We start from the raw sequence: 16,242 nt of genomic DNA, 5'->3' as shown, positions 1-16,242 counted from the left end.
ACTAAACCAACATATGATCAAAGAATTATATAACCTTTACGTCGGTCGATGGCATTTCTTTTTAAACCTGACCCTGCAACACATCGAAATCTCCGTTATCTCGATCGTGTTGGCCACTATTATCGGATTGGGATTAGGAATTTTCATCAGTCAATATAGACGAAGCTCTTCAACCGTTTTGGGAATTACCAATTTCATCTATACGATCCCCTCCATTGCCCTTTTCGGTTTTTTAATTCCTTTCTCTGGTATAGGCAATACAACGGCTATCGTCGCTCTGACGGTCTATGCCCTACTCCCCATGGTACGTAATACCTACACGGGAATTATAGGGATCGACAAAGAGATCACGGAAGCTGCCAAAGGAATGGGAAGCACTCCCTTTCAAATCTTATACAAGATAGAACTTCCGCTTGCCTTCCCCGTTATTCTTTCAGGCATCCGCAATATGGTCGTCATGACCATTGCCTTAGCCGGTATAGCGGCCTTTATCGGAGCCGGGGGATTGGGCGTCGCCATCTACCGGGGAATAACGACCAATAATTCGGCCATGACCGTAGCAGGCAGTTTACTGATTGCCGTTCTGGCCCTATTAGCGGACTGGGGAGTAGGATGCTACGAAAAATACATCAAAAGAAAACGTAAACTGATTGGATAGACCATGAAAAATTCATTTATAGCCATAGCTCTAAGTTTTATATTATTTTATAGTTGCAACACACCTGACGATACGATTCGTATCGCTACCAAACCCATGACGGAACAATTCATTCTCGGTGAAATGTTGAGATTGCTCATAGAGGAAAATTCCGATTTACAAGTGAAAATCACGAAAGGCATCGGAGGCGGAACCAGCAATATCCATCCCGCTATCGTAAAAGGAGATTTCGACCTTTATCCGGAATACACGGGCACCGGATGGCTCGTTATCCTGAAAAAAGACTCTTTGCTTCCCGCGGACGAATTGTATTCGGCCCTGCAAAAAGAGTATCTCGATAAATACCGCCTGTACTGGATCGGTCGATACGGCTTTAATAATGCTTACAGCTTAGCCGTAAGTAACGGCAAGGCTCGAAAATACCATCTGAAAACTTATTCCGATCTGGCCAGGTATCCCGATCAATTCATATTCGGTGCGGAATACGATTTCTTTGAAATCCACGACGGATACGATGCTCTATGCAAGTTCTACGATCTGAAATTTAAAAAGACGATGGATATGGACATCGGTTTAAAATACGAGGCGATCAAATCGAATAAAATCGATGTGATGAACATATTCACAACCGACGGCCAGCTAAGCGGAGCCGAACTGACGGTATTGGAAGACGATAAACGATTCTTCCCCACATACTACTGCGCCACGGTCGTCCGGGAGGAAACATTAAAAAAACACCCGGAGTTAAAGAAAATACTCATGTTGATGGACGGCATACTGACCGATCAAGAGATGGCTGACCTGAACTATCAGGTTGAGATCGCCGGCAACTCGGAGCGGGACGTTGCCGCTAATTTTCTACAAAAAAAAGGATTAATCAAAAAAAATAAAAATCATGGAAAATGAAACGGTTATCCGGTTTGAACATGTTTCGAAAAACTACGGGGAACATCAGGTGTTGGAAGATTTCAACTTAGCAATTAAAAAAGGTGAGTTTCTGACCATTATCGGCACTTCCGGCTCCGGAAAAACGACCGTATTGAAACTCATCAACGGCTTGCTGGCCCCCACTTACGGGTCTGTCTACGTAAACGGAAAAGATATCACAAAAGAGAATCAAACCCTGCTCCGTAGAAATATCGGCTACGTGATTCAGGGTATCGGGCTCTTCCCCCACATGACCATTCGCAAAAACATTGCCTATGTACCTAACCTTCTGAATCATAAAGATAAAGAAAAAAACAAAAAAGCCGTGGAGCGACTGATTCGGGTCGTGGGCTTGGAAGAGGAGATGCTCGATCGTTATCCCGCCGAACTCTCAGGAGGACAACGTCAACGGGTTGGTATTGCGCGGGCACTGGCCGCCGATCCGAATATCCTGCTCATGGATGAATCCTTCGGGGCCGTGGATGAAATCACCCGTAAAATGTTACAGAACGAAATCATCCGCATCCACAACGAGTTGGGAGTAACCATCGTCTTCATAACACACGATATCAAAGAAGCCTTGAAATTAGGAACATGCGTACTGGTTATGAACAAAGGTAAAATCGAACAAGAAGGAACTCCGGAAGAGATAGAAAAAACACCCGCCACTCTTTTCGTAAAGGAATTAATCGGAGGATAAAACTTCACGCAATGACTCCTGCATAGGGAAACCGTTTTCCAATTGTTTCCCTATATACCCCGTTACCCGGTCTATCCAGCAGGCAATCCTGCCTTTTCCCTTCGCATCGTTTCCCCAAAAATCAATCCATTCCGCTTCGTCCGCCGAAAGAATAAACTGCTTTATCAATGGCAAATGCTCGTACAAACGACAAACGGACTTCGGCACTCCCCCGTAACGAACCGATCGGTAGATGATGCTCCCCTGCCCTCCTGCCGAGAATACATCCCGTACGTTAGGACACACGACTCCTTCACGGGTAGACAACCATACGGCAAAACGATTAAACTTATCCTTATGACTGCTTAATAATTCTGGAAAAAAACAAAATCCTTTTATCATATAAACATTCCGTTCCTCCGGGGTCAGGTTATTCCATAACCGGATCACCATTCCCGTCCCTGACGAGGCCGATTCCGAATCCAACCACCATAACTCTTCCCCCGGCTTTAACTTGGAACGATAATAGCTCAAAATAGTACGGATAGGTGTTGCCTGACGACGCAATTCATCGTAAGAAATACCCATCTTATCGAATATCGTCTCTCCCGAAAGCAAATCCATATCGATCGCGTACCGGGGCGAATGGGTGACAACGACTTCCGGCAGACACTCTTCATACAACCGGCATTTAAATTCTACCGGTTCGCACATCTTACCGAACAGCATGTAAATCCGTTCCACCCCGTTCACCCGGGTTCCTTCGGCTACACTGCTTCCCGTCGATTTCCAGTGATTCGCCTGAGTCGTTTTGACCTCTATGCCGAAATATCCTCGAATCACGATATCGGGAAAGCGTTGTCCCGAAACCAACTCTATATCATCTTCAAACGGTGTACCCACGGCGCATTTCCGAAGGACATCCGCCACCTTCCCCTCCAAACGGTTACCCAAAAGTTTCTTGTAATGTTCAGGCTGCTCTCTTGCTTCGGTCCGTAACACCTGAAGCATTTGCTCGATCAAAAGCTCAAAAGCTTTTATATCCGGCTCCTGACACCATAAAGATTTCATACTATTCGAAATAAAGATCCCACAATGATTCTATACGCCGGGCAATATGATAAGCAAGTAAAGGAGGTACCGCATTCCCGATAATCTTATAAGCCGCAGAGGGACTCAATACGAACTGACGGGATTTCCCTTCTTTCGGTATCACGAACTCGTAATCAGGCGGAAAGGTCTGAATCAAAGCACACTCCCTCGGTGTCAAACGTCTCTCTTTCAATCCCCGTTTTAACTCTTCATCCATTTGTCCTCCATGCTCCTTCGATAGGCGGCGATACTCTATATTGCCGTGATGTTCGGCCCGGATCGTCGGACCAATGCCTTGAATATCCACTTCGGTCTGTCCCTGACAATGCGTTCCCATAAATTTCGCCCGGGAATAATACATCTGAGAAGGATCATGGCTCTCCTCCGGCTCTTTCAGACCGGCAAATACCTTGGCTAAAGTTTGTGGGGTAGCCAGCTCTTTATTCTTCTCGTCGTGAAAGGCATGACTCACCCTCGGGTAAGGATTATAATTATCCGGAACTGTTTTTTGTATTAATGCCTGCAAAGCTTCCTCTTTTAAGGCCGATTTTCGAATACCGATAAAAATCACACGCTCCCGGGATTGCGGTACGCCGTAATCGGCGGCATGCAATACCTGAGGCTCCAGTACGATATACCCGTGCTCGTCAGCCATGGAAAAATCATGCTGGATGATCTCTTTAACATTCGAAAGATTGACTAACCCTTTTACGTTCTCGGCAATAAATATCTTGGGCTTGGTAATCTCAATAACCTCTTTCATCCACATGTATAACTTTCCCCGGGTCTCCTCCGTGGCCATCTCCCCCTCGATGATACGTCCGTTATGGTCTTTACGGGAGTTGAATCCTTTTCTCTTCCCGGCCACGCTAAAATCCTGACAAGGAAATCCACCCGTCACCACATCCACATCCTCCGGAAAAACCCGCTCACCGGACCGATGACGTTTCACTAAATCCACGATACTCTCGTTCCTGTAAATCTCCCGCAAATAGCCGTACTTTTTAAAATAATACACCCAAGCAGTCCTCGCCTCTTTCAAAATATCATTGGCAAAAACCAATTCGAAACGAGTCGGTTTCAGTTTCACGAAGTCTCCCTTCCCTCTACTCTCTACAAAATCCGGGTTCCTCGCTTCACACAAACTATCCTTGTGAACCGAAAATCCGCCCTCCCATCCCAGGTCCATACCTCCGCAACCGGAAAACAACGAAAGGACGCGAATATTTTTACCTTTATTCCCTGCCTCCACAGAAGAAACTCCCATATCTGATTCCCCTATTATAACACTTTCATTTTACTTAATACAACAACACGAATAAGAAAGATACTCCCGCAGTGGAACGATCGAGTATCTTATTTCAAATCTTATTAATGCAATAAAAATATTCTATACTCTGAAAATAGAAATAATATCACTTATTTCAATTCCATCCGATACAATACAATCACGACAAAAATAGTAAAATAATTTTCAATTCCATTCCATATCGTACAACGAACAATTTTCCAAAAGAATGTTCCCCCGAGTTAGCTATCCTTAAATCACAGAATCACTCCATTTCTTAATCCTTCAATTTATGCTCGCGGAACCATATCGTCTTACAACCTCCTAACTTACCATCGTCAATCTTTTTAATCACTTAATCCCAAAATCACCTAATCATTTAATCTCTCAATCATTTAATCAAACAGTTTCTTGTTTAATGGATAGAAATGTCGTAACTTACAAAAGATATTCTCAAAAGGGGTTGTGCATTATATTTATTTCGTTCAATTTTAAGACAACATCCAAATGAAAAAAACTATTATCATCGGCATCATCTTATCCATGGCGATAGGTTTTGCATTCACAAACCTGAATATCCTGCAATCGACAGGAAAAATCAGCGGAACCATACACGATGTGTTTACTCACCAGACATTAGAAAATATTTGGGTTGAAGAGATCGTAAACAAGGTTGCCATACAGTCTGTAAAAACCGATTCAGAAGGCAGATTCTCCATTCCTGTTCGTCATAACCCGGCTAACCTAAGATTTTCTGATCCGGATCAAAATCGTTACAAGACACAAAGCGATAATTTCGATTGGAAAAATACCGCTTGTAGTAACGAAACCATTTACTTAGAACCTCAATAACCCGTAAAACAGACGCCAAAACAGTAAATACGTAAATTAAAAGAATCGGAATATTTTCTATTGATCTCCTATTCGGAATAACCTTTAAAATAGCTGAATCACAAAATAAACCGGTGTCTAACGACAATAATTTTAACGACTTCCGATAACCCAATAAGAGGAGATAAGAGTTCTTTGTACTCTTGTCTCCCCTATATGAGTTCAATTAACAACCGCCGACAAAAAAACAAAACAAATAATCAGATAGTTACACTTTACCAGGGTGTTATTTTTAAGATGTGCTTTCTGAAGATACAAAAATTTTCTCCCAATCCCCAAATCTCTTAATCCTTTAATCTCTTAATCTTTTAATCTCTTAATCACCGAATCGTTAAAATTTACAATCGCCGGTTCTTAATCCAAGGTTTGTATTCCTCCTCCGTTTACAAACAACACTTGTCCGCTTACCCACTCGGAAACAGGAGCGGCAAAATAAAGAACAGCACCGGCGATATCCGATACCCTACCCAATCTCTTTATAGGCGTATGCTGCAACATACGCTGCTCGATTTCCGGGGTCAGAATCGACTGAAGCGCCTTCGTAACAGTAGCACCCGGTCCGACGTTATTGATACGTACTCCCATGGAACCGAAATCATAAGCAAGATTGGCAACCAAATGATTCAAGGCCGCTTTAGAAGAAGCATACACACTCATGTCGGGACTCTTGTTTACGCTACTCATCGAAGTAATATTGATAATACTCCCGTAACCTGATTTTGCCATATGGGGTACTGTTAGCTGACACAACCGCCAAGCACTGAATACGTTGAAATTGAAAATCTTCTCGAAATACTCCCGATCTATCTTAAACGGATTCTCTCGTCCGCCTCCCCCGCCTCCGGCATTGTTTACCAAAATATTTACGGTTCCAAACTCTTTCACGGCCCTATCCACGAGGTTTACAAGGTCCTCGTCCTTCAGCACGTTACATTCCACGGCAATTGCTCTTCCTCCCTTACTTTTTATTTCATCCGCAACTAATTGCGCCTTGTCGATATTCAAATCACTGATTACAACGTGCGCACCCGCATCTGCAAGTATTTCACAACAGCCCTTGCCAATACCGTCACCGCCGCCCGTCACAACAGCGACTTTTTCTTTAAGATCAAACCATTTATTAATTTCCATAGCGATACATTACTTATTAAATCATTAAACTTCTTTTGCCGAAGGCGATATCTCGCCGGACGGCTATATTTCTTAAACTAAGAATAAAAAAAATAGTTCTTCATTTTGTCATAAAATAACACAATTACAAACTTTATAATTCTCTCCTTATAATTTATGGTTGGATAATAAAACTTCTCTGACTTCCTGTATGATGTCGGTAGGTTCTACATGGCCGATAAGAAACGGCGAGGCCGGATCGTGCAACTTGTAGTTTTCTGCCGCCAGCTCCGGTTTCTTGTTGGCATAACAGTACTTGTAACCGTTCAGGCAGGTATTGTACGCCCCGATGTCGCAGCTCGGCATACATTGGTATCCGGTATTGATAATCATGCCTTTTCTATTTGTTTGTTTTCTCTTTTCTTACTCTTTGTAACCAACCAAACTCCGGCGAATACCGACACGGCTGCCGTTAATTTCTGCAAGGAGAAAGTATCCTGCCCGATTGATATGGCTATCCCAGAGGCGACAATAGGCTGCACGTAGTTGTACATACTGACGGTGGTAGGACGGATGTATTTCAATGCCATCGGAATCAGCATGAACGAAAGGAACGTGGCTCCCACGAGCAAATAAAGAAGGGCGCACAGCTCCGTGCCGTCGAATGTTTTCTGATGGAAAACCGGCACCTCTTGTAAATGCCGCAGACAGAACGGCGTCAATGCCAATACCGAGAAGAGGAACATCCATTTCATGACCGTAACCGACGAGTAGCGTGAGGAGAGCGACTTGGACAAAACCAGATAGACGGAGTACAACATTTGGTTCAACAACATCAACATATCGCCTTTCAGACTGCCTTCACCACCCGTCGTATGCGCAGAACTGTACACGAGTAGCAGTCCTCCACCAACACCCAGCAGAACACCCGCCGATTTCTTCGCCGTGATCGGCTCTTCGAGCACGACCGCCGCCAGCAGCAGTACGAAAATCGGTACGGCCGTGGCAATAATCGACGCATCCACGGGCGAAGAACTCCGTAACCCGGTAACGAACATCCATTGATTGAACCCCACACCACACAAGCCGCAAACGACGAGCAGTCCCAAATCTTTCGGCGGAACTTTCTCTTCGGGTGCGATGAAAAAGGACACGAACCAGAACATCACGCAGGCAAAAGCGGCACGCATGTACGTGATCGCCTCCGGTGGAAAGTCCGACGTCAGCAAGTATTTGAATACCGGCATACTGACGCCGAACAGGATATTCGCTATCAATATAAGGATGTGTCCTTTCATGCTGTCATATTACCAAGCATTCGCGTGCATTCTATCCTCAACATTGATTTCCTTCTGTTTGGGCAGGAAGGCATTTTCGGCGGGATAGCCCATCGTCAGTAAACAGGTGAACTCGTAGCCATCGGGAGCGTTCACGATTTCCTTGATCCTCTCCGCCTCGTCGCTTACGGGAATATGGAACACTGTTCCCAAACCTTCGGCGGTGGCGGCGAGCAGCATGTTCTCCAACGCGCACCATGCCGAAGCGAAATAGTTGAGCGAGCTTTGCTCCACGGGCTTGAGCAACGGCCATGTCAGTTGGCGGAAGAACGGGATAATAAGCAGACCGCTCTGCATCAGCATCTTTTGTTGCTTGGGCAGCGCATCGGCAAACATCGTCATCTTGTCCTTGTCATCGGATTCGTCCACCTCTGCTACCAGTTCCTTGAACGCCGCCATATTTTTGGCGAGCGGGGCAATTACTTTCGCAATATTTTCACAGCCACGCACCACGACGAACTCCAACTGGCGCAAGTGGTCATTGGTCGGAGCCTTGAATGCCGCACCAATCACTCTTTTAAGAATCTCGTCGCTTACTTCACGGTCGGAGAAATCGCGGTACGTGCGACGTTTCTCCAATACTTCATAGAAATCCATAATGCAATTCGTTATTATGTTGGACATATTTTTATTTACGTTTACAAAGGTAGCGCACTTTATTGTTGTTTATTTGCCTTATTATTTCAAATAATTGTTGTATATTTGCCATCAGTAAATTTTGTAAGATGGAAGACGCAATAATCCCGTATGAACTACCGGAAATGGAGAATCATTCGTTTTTTTTCATAGACCAGCACATAGACATCCGGCTGGAGGCTAAACTGCACCAACACGATGCCTGGGAGCTATACTGTGTCATACAGGGGCATGGAACACGGATGGCCGGCGATACCTTACTGCCCTTTGCCGAAGGGGACGTGGCATTGATTCCACCTTCGATGCACCACCATTGGGATTATGAGCCGTCATCGGCCGACGATAAAGGGTGCATACATTACCTGATGGTAGCTTTCAGCCACTCCCTTATACAAAAGTGTATCGAGGTGTTTCCTGAATTGCGGAACAGGCTTGCAGGTGTAACCCTTCCGACAGAGGCCCTGATATTCGGGCCGAAAAGCTCCCGGGCCATCCGATATACGCTCTCGCAAATGAGCGGAATGGATGAATTGGGGCGTTTATGCACGATGTTTCATCTGCTGCCGACAGTCTTCACCGCAACGGATTACACGTTTGCCGGCAAGCCTGTACGAATCGAGCGAGACGTGAGGCGTATGCAGCAAGTCAGCACATACGTCATGACACACTACGTCTATCCGATTTCACTGGACGATATTGCCGTCGAAGTGGGTATGAACCGTTCCGCTTTCTGCACCTATTTCAAACGGCATAAGGGAATGACGTTCTCTCAGTTCGTTACGCAATACCGTTTGAACACCGCCTGTGATCTGTTGAAGCACTCGCAGAAATCCGTATCGGAAATATGTTATCTGGTAGGGTTCAACGATTTACCCCATTTCATTAGGGTATTTACAAAGGAAAAGGGAATGTCGCCATCTAAATATCGAAAGCAAGTCGGATAATTGTTTTATTATTTATATCCACTATATACAATAATTGGCCATCAATATTCATGTATTTTACATATGAAAGTTTGCCCTTATCGGTTTTCTTTCTGATTTTCTCAATCGCCCGACCACAGAGGAGCGATTGTTCCCCGTCAGGGGTAAGGCTTTCGGGAGTGACTCAAAAGGCATCGGGCTACTCGATACACACCTCGCTGTTAGCCGACGCTAACAAAATCGGAGAGTTTCGACCCTCCGATGATTAAAGTAGATTTCTACTATACTCGCGATACATAGTCTGCACACGGTATCATCCTGTGAAAAAAGGATAGCCGAGTTATAATTTCCGCTACCGTTCGATGTCGTCGCCGTAGGTTTCCGGATAATGCCGGGCGAAGTTTTCGATCAGTCCAAAAACGCTCATCCGTCTGCTTCCCAATTTGCTTAACATAGGAATACGTTTGAGAATATGAATAATAGATAATACCCCCGTCAAAAGCCCTGCATAATAGTGCCATAATCCTATATTGGAGTTCGCCCCGTCTATACAGAGCAAAACGATACCCGTAACCGTAACAAGTACAAACAGCACGGATAAACATAACGTAATCCTGCTTTTCTTTCCTACTCCTTTATTCACAATTCCCTCGTACCAATTCCAGTGTGTCATTATATGGCATATTCCAAAAATAAAAAACAAAAGACTCATCACTACATGAAAAACAGCCCAATTGTGCCATATTTCATGGTTGTTTCCATGACCGGCAACATGCAGTTCTATTCCGGTATACAAGGAAAAGATAAACGAGGGAATTAATAACCAGTCTATTAAAAAAATATTCTTTATCATGTTTCTGTTTTTATGTTGACGGGGCCAAGTTCGCCATTTTATCAGAAACGAGACGATAACAATTGTAAAGAAATGGCATTAACGCCTATTCCTAATTCGGGACAAGGACACGGGGGTAACACCAAGATAAGATGCTATATAATGCTGCGGAACTCGCTGTATGATGTGGGGGCATTCTTTCAATAATTCCTTATATCGTTGTGCCGGAGTACTCTTTATCCGAGAAAGGAATAATTGTTGATAAACATGAAAACGATCGATGATTTTCTCTTCATACACTTTTCTTAACAAGGGAATCTGCTCGACAAGATCGTAAAAATGCTCCTTTTTTACAGAGAAAACCTCGGTTAGCTCTATACTTTCCAATGAAAAAAGACTCGGTTGACTTTTGTACAGGCTATCAAACGAAGCCACAAAGTCGCCCTCAAAAAAAAATTGAAAGGTAATATCTTTCTCCTCGTTGTAGAAAAAAAGGCGCAAGCAGCCTTTTCTAATCAAATACAACGTGTCGGCAATCTTACCTTCATTTAGCAATATTGTTTTTGAAGGAAGAGATAACCTATTGACATTCTTATAAAAATGCTCTAAAACACAACATTCTTTCGAAGACAATTTTTCTACCAAAGAGCCAAATAAGTTGCTTGAACAGTCGTTTATCATATTTGCAAATATAAAAAAAGTATGTATGGTATACCTTTATGAATTGGCTTTTTTTTATATTTATCGGGAACGGTTTCCGGGAATTAAAACAAACCTCGAGAACCTTCCTAAAGATCAAATAAATTATTCAAAACCATACTATCTCGTTTTTAATACCGCAATATTGCAAGATCAATATTAAAAACAGAAAAAAACTATGTCATTCCTTTCAGGTTAAAATGTAAAGAACATCTTCTTTATTGGGTGTTGTTAAATCTGTATTCAAACGAAAGTGAAAAATAAGAGGAGGATAACTGTCGCCACGTATTATTTACATACTGGTCATTTACAGAAGTCACAAAATTAGTTGTACGATCAAGAATATTATAAGCATTAAAACTTACCAGACCTTTACGATTTTTGAATACCCGACAGCCCATAGAAGCATTTAGAATATGGTTTTCCACGGTCTTCGAATAAGTTCCTTTGAGGTATTCAAACGTGTAAGAGCTTGTCAAATAAACTCTTTTAAGAAAATCCAAACGGAATTTTGCTTTCAAGGTCTCATTTACCCCTTCATCTATTTGCGCATTACCGTTTTTAAACCATCGGTATCGAGTGTCATTGCTAATTTCACCCCTGAATTTAGATGATAAATTCATAACCAAATTTGCCGAAAAATTACCAGTTTGTTCATGGGTACGGACCAATCTATCTTCAATGCCGACTTGTGGATTCCGATAATAATACTCCAATTTAAAATCAACGATAGATTTGATTTTATCCCAACGAACTTTATAGGACAAATTGGCTCCGGTTCGCAAAAAATCATCGGCATTCACCGGAATTGTCAAGGTAGCTCCTGCTGGTACTTCATAATTATCGTATTGAGGAAGAATTGTCGAATTTTTGAAATACATACGACTGTAAACTATGCTGTTATGATTTATCGAAAAGTCTATACCGAAACTGATCGAGCGGGGGATATTTTGTTTACGATTATATGAAGTAAAAGACACGATGTACGTTTTAGAGTCTTTAAGATCAGGATTACCCGCAAAAAGGAACATGGGATTATTATCATTTATGACTGTTATCATATGACTGTTAGAAGGTACCGATTGCGAGGTTGACAAAGATATATCATAAGTACGCTTCGTGAAAGAATAGCCGTAAGTGATGGCCGGGAGAAAAGCGTGAAATGAACGATACACTTTATCATAAACAGGTAACTTATCTCGCCGATTCATAAAAGTGCCGATATATGCAAGATTTATATTTAATGAATGTTTTCCATTACCAAAATAATATCTGACATCCTCATTTACAATTGTTTGATTTGAGATATAATCAACTGAAAGAGAACGATCCATATCTCCGGTAATCCTATTCAACGCCACATTATAAAAGGACAAGTTTTCATATTTAACTTTAGAAATAAAAGAGAACGATCCCGCTTTTTTTAAATTTATGTTATATTCAACACTCGGTACTATATTCCAATCAGGTCTTTTGGTAGTTATATTTAATACGGTTCTCTCTTTAAATCCTACGGTAAAAGTGGTATCGTTTCGAATTTCATTACCATTTGACTTATTAATATTCGAATAAACAGACACTTTCAACCCTCCGATCTCTATATTTTTAGTTAAACTTACTGCCGGACTTATGTTTACGCTATTATTATCAGAATGACCAACTCTTTCTGTTTTTGTTAGCAAAACATCATCTCTGTAAGTATCCGAATAATAATCCGAAAGATCTGCACTTTTATAAATTCCGATGTCACAAGAGGCATCTATATTAACTTTTCGTTGCTTCAGGTAATTGTATTCCAATTTAATCCTGTGATTTTTCTCATCATTTTCATTATAATTAAAATTTTCAGAGAATTGCGATTGGAATTGATCGGTTGGAAAATAGTTTATGTTCGATAAACTCTCTTCCGTCGAGCATTCATTACCATAATCATAGGATACAGCATAACGGTTCGATTCATTTATGGTACTATTAACTTCTGCCCCGGCATTCCATTTTCGCGTATAGCCGGAAGGGGGAGACCAAATAATCAAATTACGATTGTCAATTCCTCCTTTCAACCTTATTTGTTGTTGCTCCCGGTAAAAACCGATATCTCCATTCGCACAGTAGCGCTCCTGTCTGCCACCGTCTATATCTTTGTTTTTATCCAAACCACCTTCAAGCATCATATTTCCCGCCAAGTATGATGTGAATTGTTGGAAAGTCATAACATTAACAACCTTTCTTTTCCGGGCGTTATCTCCGCGTAAAATTTCATCTTTTTCATCAACCTCGTCATAAATCGCCATTACTGAAGCGTCTTTCGCATCAAGAGATTTCATCATGGTCCTAACATCGTCTCCAAAAAGCATCCGTCCGTTCACCAGCCCCTTCTCGATTTTCATTTTACCGATATATACATCGCCTTCCTCCGTAACCCTGGCTCCCGGAATTTGCCGAAAAATCTCCAACAGATTATCTCCCTCCATGTACCTGAAAGCCTGTGGATATACCATTAACGTGTCTCCTTTCTGTTTATACATTTCCCTGCGCACCTGAACGACAACTTCGTCAATCTTTAACGTGTCCGGAATTAACTTGATTTTACCGAAATTCACCAACGGTTGGTCCTGAGAAAGAATCTTTTTAAAAATTTTATATCCCAAATGAGTAATTTCCAAAACCCAACGTTTATCCTTATCGCAATAAACACAAAAATAACCGTTTTTATCCACCGCAAAAGTTCTTACCGAAACGTTCGCTTTATTCGGGTTTACAAAATGAATCAACGCTCCGGGCAAGGGCTCATTAGTCACGGAATCCACTACAACAGCTTCATAATAAATCATATTATATCCTATTAAAGTTGAAGAATTAAGCCTTACCCTATCCTCTGTAGTCAATTTCCCTTGCCATTGGGCCTTTACCATAGTGACTGTAAACGAAAAAATAAACAATTGCAGACAAACAAATTTAAAAGCTTTCATAAACGTCTCACCATTTTATAGTTTGGAATACCAACAAAAATATATCGTAATCCGGGCCGAATACATCGGCCCGAATACTCTTAGTTTGCTGAAGATGCTGTCACAGTTATCGGTATAGTTTTAGATTCTTCAATCGCATCTGACCAACGACCATTTTCTTTAACCTTTACATTAACAGGAACATTCACATTATAAGTTCCAGAGGTAGGAATAGTAATTCTAAAATTTATCTCAACCTTTGTCTCCGTTTTCGATTTCTCCATTTTTTGCACAATTGTCCCATCAGGAAGGCCGGTCGGAATTTGACATTTTACATCTATCGGATTATCACACTCGACAGCAATAACAATCACGCATACAGTACCTTGTTCAACTGATATACGATTAGGAGAAATAGTTATAACTGGCCGAGTTACGGGAGCTGCCGCCAATACTGGTAATATAATGAATATTAATGTGATAGCAAAAAGTAATTTCTTCATAATAAAGTATTTCAAATCATTAATAACCATATAAATCCTTATAATACTTCAACTTCTTTTTTTATTACTTTAACAACAACTGTTTCGGTCACAGTTTTAGTAACTGTAGTTTTACCATCTTTATAAGTTACATCTATCTCAAAAGTTAAAGTATATGTACCTGGTTGATCTATTTTCAAATCAACTTGTGCTTCATATTTTCTATCACGTTGGTTTACAATCGAAGCTTCAAGTACACTCCCCGATGGAAAACCCGTGACATCAATAACGACCTCTTGTATAGTACCTGACGATAGTTCGACTAATACGTTAAAAACACATGTCTCTCCCACATTTACCTCTATAGATTTAGGAGAAACTTTAACCGTTGGAGCCGCAGTTACCCGAGAAGGCAAATAAGCCAATGCAAAAACGAGTGTCGCTAAAATCAATAATAATTTTTTCATAATTAAATAAGGTTTAGTTAATAAATTACAAGATGAATAAAATCACATTGCTATTTTGCAAATTAAACGAAATAATAAGTTATTCGAAATATATTAAATTACACAAATCACACAATTTAAGTTAAATAAATTAGAATAAATTAAACAATATAGTTTAACAAATTTTCCGATGATTCGGCATGTATCAAAACAATCTGCCCTATCCCCTTCATCGATACGGCTGCCTGTTTTGTACCGACCGATGAAATTGGTTATTCAATCCGTAAAATTGATATCAACGAAATGAGAACTCTTCTGTAATTTTGCAATAGATAAACTGGTAAATCGACAGATAAGCCAAATGAGTTATCGGACGGAACGGGAGAAATAAGCCTAACGCATTCATTATAAAAGAATAGAATTAACAAATAACGACAATAAGACATGGAAACAGTAAAATTACACAATGGCGTTGAAATGCCGATACTTGGTTACGGTGTTTACCAAGTAACACCCGAAGAGTGCGAACGTTGCGTAACCGATGCCTTGCGTGTCGGTTATCGCTTGATCGACACGGCACAAGCCTATTTCAACGAACAGCAGGTAGGCGATGCCATCCGGAAGAGCGGAATCGCCCGTGGAGAAATCTTTCTTACCACCAAGATATGGATTACCAATGCCGGCGAAGAAAAAGCGATGAAATCCATCAACGAATCCCTGCGTAAATTACAGACCGATTACGTGGATCTTTTACTCATCCACCAACCGTTCGGCGATTATTACGGAACCTATCGCGCGATGGAAACTGCTTATAACGACGGAAAAACGCGTGCCATCGGCGTGAGTAATTTCTATCCCGATCGCTTTATCGACCTCACGGAACACGTGAAAATCAAACCGATGGTCAATCAGGTGGAAACTCATGTGTTCAACCAGCAGTTCAAGACTCAGGAAATCATGGAGAAATACGGAACTCGAATCATGTCGTGGGGACCTTTTGCCGAAGGCCGAAACAATATGTTCCACGACCCTACGCTGATGAAAATCGGTAACAAATACGGCAAAACCGCCGCACAGGTTGCTCTGCGCTATCTGATTCAACGGGACGTAATCGTGATTCCCAAATCCACCCGTATGGAGCGGATGCGTCAGAACATGGAAGTGTTCGATTTCACGCTCGCCGATGCCGACATGGCGGCAATCGCCGCTTTGGACGAAGGCAAAACCCTCTTCTTCTCGCATTACGATCCGGAGTTCGTCAATTTTTTACTGACTTTAAAAGCAGATTGATTTT

General features: G+C 41.8%; 17 protein-coding genes. 6 read left to right on the top strand and 11 right to left on the bottom strand.

Going from position 1 to position 16,242, the window contains the following annotated elements:
* The first annotated feature begins 13 nt into the window (after window positions 1–13).
* From NVS78_RS08530 to NVS78_RS08520, 3 genes are read left to right on the top strand one after another with little or no spacing between them, the layout of a single operon-like run.
* Window positions 14–658 carry an ABC transporter permease gene (locus NVS78_RS08530; RefSeq protein ID WP_286358813.1) on the top strand — a complete coding sequence of 215 codons (645 nt, stop codon included), beginning with the start codon at window positions 14–16 and terminating at the stop codon, window positions 656–658.
* A 3-nt stretch (window positions 659–661) separates the two neighbouring features.
* Window positions 662–1,564, top strand: a complete 903-nt coding sequence (locus tag NVS78_RS08525) for a glycine betaine ABC transporter substrate-binding protein (protein ID WP_286358812.1) — start codon at window positions 662–664, stop codon at window positions 1,562–1,564.
* Window positions 1,554–2,285 (top strand): ATP-binding cassette domain-containing protein, encoded by a 732-nt coding sequence (locus tag NVS78_RS08520; protein ID WP_286358811.1) that lies wholly within the window; start codon window positions 1,554–1,556, stop codon window positions 2,283–2,285. The genes NVS78_RS08525 and NVS78_RS08520 overlap by 11 nt, the downstream gene beginning before the upstream one ends.
* Here NVS78_RS08520 and NVS78_RS08515 read toward each other — a convergent pair.
* Both NVS78_RS08515 and NVS78_RS08510 read right to left on the bottom strand, forming a co-directional pair.
* Window positions 2,271–3,335 (bottom strand): hypothetical protein, encoded by a 1,065-nt coding sequence (locus NVS78_RS08515; RefSeq protein WP_286358810.1) that lies wholly within the window; start codon window positions 3,333–3,335, stop codon window positions 2,271–2,273. The two genes, NVS78_RS08520 and NVS78_RS08515, sit on opposite strands and share 15 nt — an antisense overlap.
* 1 nt (window position 3,336) lies before the next feature.
* Window positions 3,337–4,623: a DNA cytosine methyltransferase gene (locus NVS78_RS08510; RefSeq protein ID WP_286358809.1), complete on the bottom strand. Its 1,287-nt coding sequence runs from the start codon at window positions 4,621–4,623 to the stop codon at window positions 3,337–3,339.
* 528 nt (window positions 4,624–5,151) lie between these two features.
* Here NVS78_RS08510 and NVS78_RS08505 point away from each other — a divergent pair.
* A complete protein-coding gene (locus NVS78_RS08505) occupies window positions 5,152–5,496 on the top strand; it encodes a hypothetical protein (RefSeq protein ID WP_286358808.1) in 345 nt (114 codons plus the stop codon).
* Between the two features lie 393 nt (window positions 5,497–5,889).
* Here the strand turns inward: NVS78_RS08505 and NVS78_RS08500 are convergent, their stop codons facing one another.
* From NVS78_RS08500 to NVS78_RS08485, 4 genes are all read right to left on the bottom strand, one after another.
* Window positions 5,890–6,666 carry a glucose 1-dehydrogenase gene (locus NVS78_RS08500; protein WP_286358807.1) on the bottom strand — a complete coding sequence of 259 codons (777 nt, stop codon included), beginning with the start codon at window positions 6,664–6,666 and terminating at the stop codon, window positions 5,890–5,892.
* Between the two features lie 147 nt (window positions 6,667–6,813).
* On the bottom strand, window positions 6,814–7,038 hold the full coding sequence (locus NVS78_RS08495) for a DUF1848 domain-containing protein (RefSeq protein WP_286358806.1): 225 nt from the start codon (window positions 7,036–7,038) through the stop codon (window positions 6,814–6,816).
* Window positions 7,035–7,943 (bottom strand): DMT family transporter, encoded by a 909-nt coding sequence (locus NVS78_RS08490; protein ID WP_286358805.1) that lies wholly within the window; start codon window positions 7,941–7,943, stop codon window positions 7,035–7,037. The genes NVS78_RS08495 and NVS78_RS08490 overlap by 4 nt, the downstream gene beginning before the upstream one ends.
* Window positions 7,944–7,952: 9 nt before the next feature.
* A complete protein-coding gene (locus tag NVS78_RS08485; RefSeq protein WP_286358804.1) occupies window positions 7,953–8,579 on the bottom strand; it encodes a nitroreductase family protein in 627 nt (208 codons plus the stop codon).
* 128 nt (window positions 8,580–8,707) lie between these two features.
* Here NVS78_RS08485 and NVS78_RS08480 point away from each other — a divergent pair, with 128 nt between their 5' ends.
* Complete coding sequence (locus tag NVS78_RS08480; RefSeq protein ID WP_286358803.1) at window positions 8,708–9,562, top strand: AraC family transcriptional regulator; 855 nt, start codon at window positions 8,708–8,710, stop codon at window positions 9,560–9,562.
* Between the two features lie 331 nt (window positions 9,563–9,893).
* On the opposite strand, the gene NVS78_RS08475 is transcribed toward NVS78_RS08480, so the two are convergent.
* The 5 genes from NVS78_RS08475 to NVS78_RS08455 all read right to left on the bottom strand — a co-directional run bounded on the left by NVS78_RS08475 (window position 9,894) and on the right by NVS78_RS08455 (window position 14,969).
* Window positions 9,894–10,394, bottom strand: coding sequence for a DUF4405 domain-containing protein (locus NVS78_RS08475; RefSeq protein WP_286358802.1), 501 nt, complete (start codon window positions 10,392–10,394; stop codon window positions 9,894–9,896).
* Window positions 10,395–10,472: 78 nt separating this feature from the next.
* Complete coding sequence (locus NVS78_RS08470) at window positions 10,473–11,054, bottom strand: Crp/Fnr family transcriptional regulator (RefSeq protein ID WP_286358801.1); 582 nt, start codon at window positions 11,052–11,054, stop codon at window positions 10,473–10,475.
* 236 nt (window positions 11,055–11,290) lie between these two features.
* On the bottom strand, window positions 11,291–14,041 hold the full coding sequence (locus tag NVS78_RS08465; RefSeq protein ID WP_286358800.1) for a hypothetical protein: 2,751 nt from the start codon (window positions 14,039–14,041) through the stop codon (window positions 11,291–11,293).
* Window positions 14,042–14,121: 80 nt separating this feature from the next.
* Window positions 14,122–14,523, bottom strand: coding sequence for a hypothetical protein (locus tag NVS78_RS08460; RefSeq protein ID WP_286358799.1), 402 nt, complete (start codon window positions 14,521–14,523; stop codon window positions 14,122–14,124).
* 38 nt (window positions 14,524–14,561) lie between these two features.
* Entirely contained in the window at window positions 14,562–14,969 is a 408-nt protein-coding gene (locus NVS78_RS08455; RefSeq protein ID WP_286358798.1) for a hypothetical protein, read from the bottom strand.
* Window positions 14,970–15,392: 423 nt separating this feature from the next.
* Here NVS78_RS08455 and NVS78_RS08450 point away from each other — a divergent pair, with 423 nt between their 5' ends.
* The gene (locus NVS78_RS08450) at window positions 15,393–16,238 is read left to right on the top strand and encodes an aldo/keto reductase (protein WP_286358797.1); all 846 of its coding nucleotides are present in this window, start codon (window positions 15,393–15,395) and stop codon (window positions 16,236–16,238) included.
* Window positions 16,239–16,242: the final 4 nt, after the last annotated feature.

The sequence above is a fragment of the Gabonibacter chumensis genome (assembly GCF_024741215.1).
Classification (GTDB): domain Bacteria; phylum Bacteroidota; class Bacteroidia; order Bacteroidales; family Marinifilaceae; genus Gabonibacter; species Gabonibacter massiliensis.
The sequence above is the reverse complement of the archived record's forward strand: the minus strand, read 5'-3'. Positions and strand labels throughout refer to the sequence as shown.

Bases quoted from the DNA above. Each gene is read 5' to 3' on its own strand.
- NVS78_RS08490 (WP_286358805.1), bottom strand. From the start codon at position 7,943: ATGAAAGGACACATCCTTATATTGATAGCGAATATCCTGTTCGGCGTC.
- NVS78_RS08525 (WP_286358812.1), top strand. From the start codon at position 662: ATGAAAAATTCATTTATAGCCATAGCTCTAAGTTTTATATTATTTTAT.
- NVS78_RS08460 (WP_286358799.1), bottom strand. From the start codon at position 14,523: ATGAAGAAATTACTTTTTGCTATCACATTAATATTCATTATATTACCA.
- NVS78_RS08495 (WP_286358806.1), bottom strand. From the start codon at position 7,038: ATGATTATCAATACCGGATACCAATGTATGCCGAGCTGCGACATCGGG.
- NVS78_RS08470 (WP_286358801.1), bottom strand. From the start codon at position 11,054: ATGATAAACGACTGTTCAAGCAACTTATTTGGCTCTTTGGTAGAAAAA.
- NVS78_RS08505 (WP_286358808.1), top strand. From the start codon at position 5,152: ATGAAAAAAACTATTATCATCGGCATCATCTTATCCATGGCGATAGGT.
- NVS78_RS08475 (WP_286358802.1), bottom strand. From the start codon at position 10,394: ATGATAAAGAATATTTTTTTAATAGACTGGTTATTAATTCCCTCGTTT.
- NVS78_RS08500 (WP_286358807.1), bottom strand. From the start codon at position 6,666: ATGGAAATTAATAAATGGTTTGATCTTAAAGAAAAAGTCGCTGTTGTG.
- NVS78_RS08510 (WP_286358809.1), bottom strand. From the start codon at position 4,623: ATGGGAGTTTCTTCTGTGGAGGCAGGGAATAAAGGTAAAAATATTCGC.
- NVS78_RS08485 (WP_286358804.1), bottom strand. From the start codon at position 8,579: ATGGATTTCTATGAAGTATTGGAGAAACGTCGCACGTACCGCGATTTC.
- NVS78_RS08450 (WP_286358797.1), top strand. From the start codon at position 15,393: ATGGAAACAGTAAAATTACACAATGGCGTTGAAATGCCGATACTTGGT.
- NVS78_RS08455 (WP_286358798.1), bottom strand. From the start codon at position 14,969: ATGAAAAAATTATTATTGATTTTAGCGACACTCGTTTTTGCATTGGCT.
- NVS78_RS08530 (WP_286358813.1), top strand. From the start codon at position 14: ATGATCAAAGAATTATATAACCTTTACGTCGGTCGATGGCATTTCTTT.
- NVS78_RS08515 (WP_286358810.1), bottom strand. From the start codon at position 3,335: ATGAAATCTTTATGGTGTCAGGAGCCGGATATAAAAGCTTTTGAGCTT.
- NVS78_RS08465 (WP_286358800.1), bottom strand. From the start codon at position 14,041: ATGAAAGCTTTTAAATTTGTTTGTCTGCAATTGTTTATTTTTTCGTTT.
- NVS78_RS08520 (WP_286358811.1), top strand. From the start codon at position 1,554: ATGGAAAATGAAACGGTTATCCGGTTTGAACATGTTTCGAAAAACTAC.
- NVS78_RS08480 (WP_286358803.1), top strand. From the start codon at position 8,708: ATGGAAGACGCAATAATCCCGTATGAACTACCGGAAATGGAGAATCAT.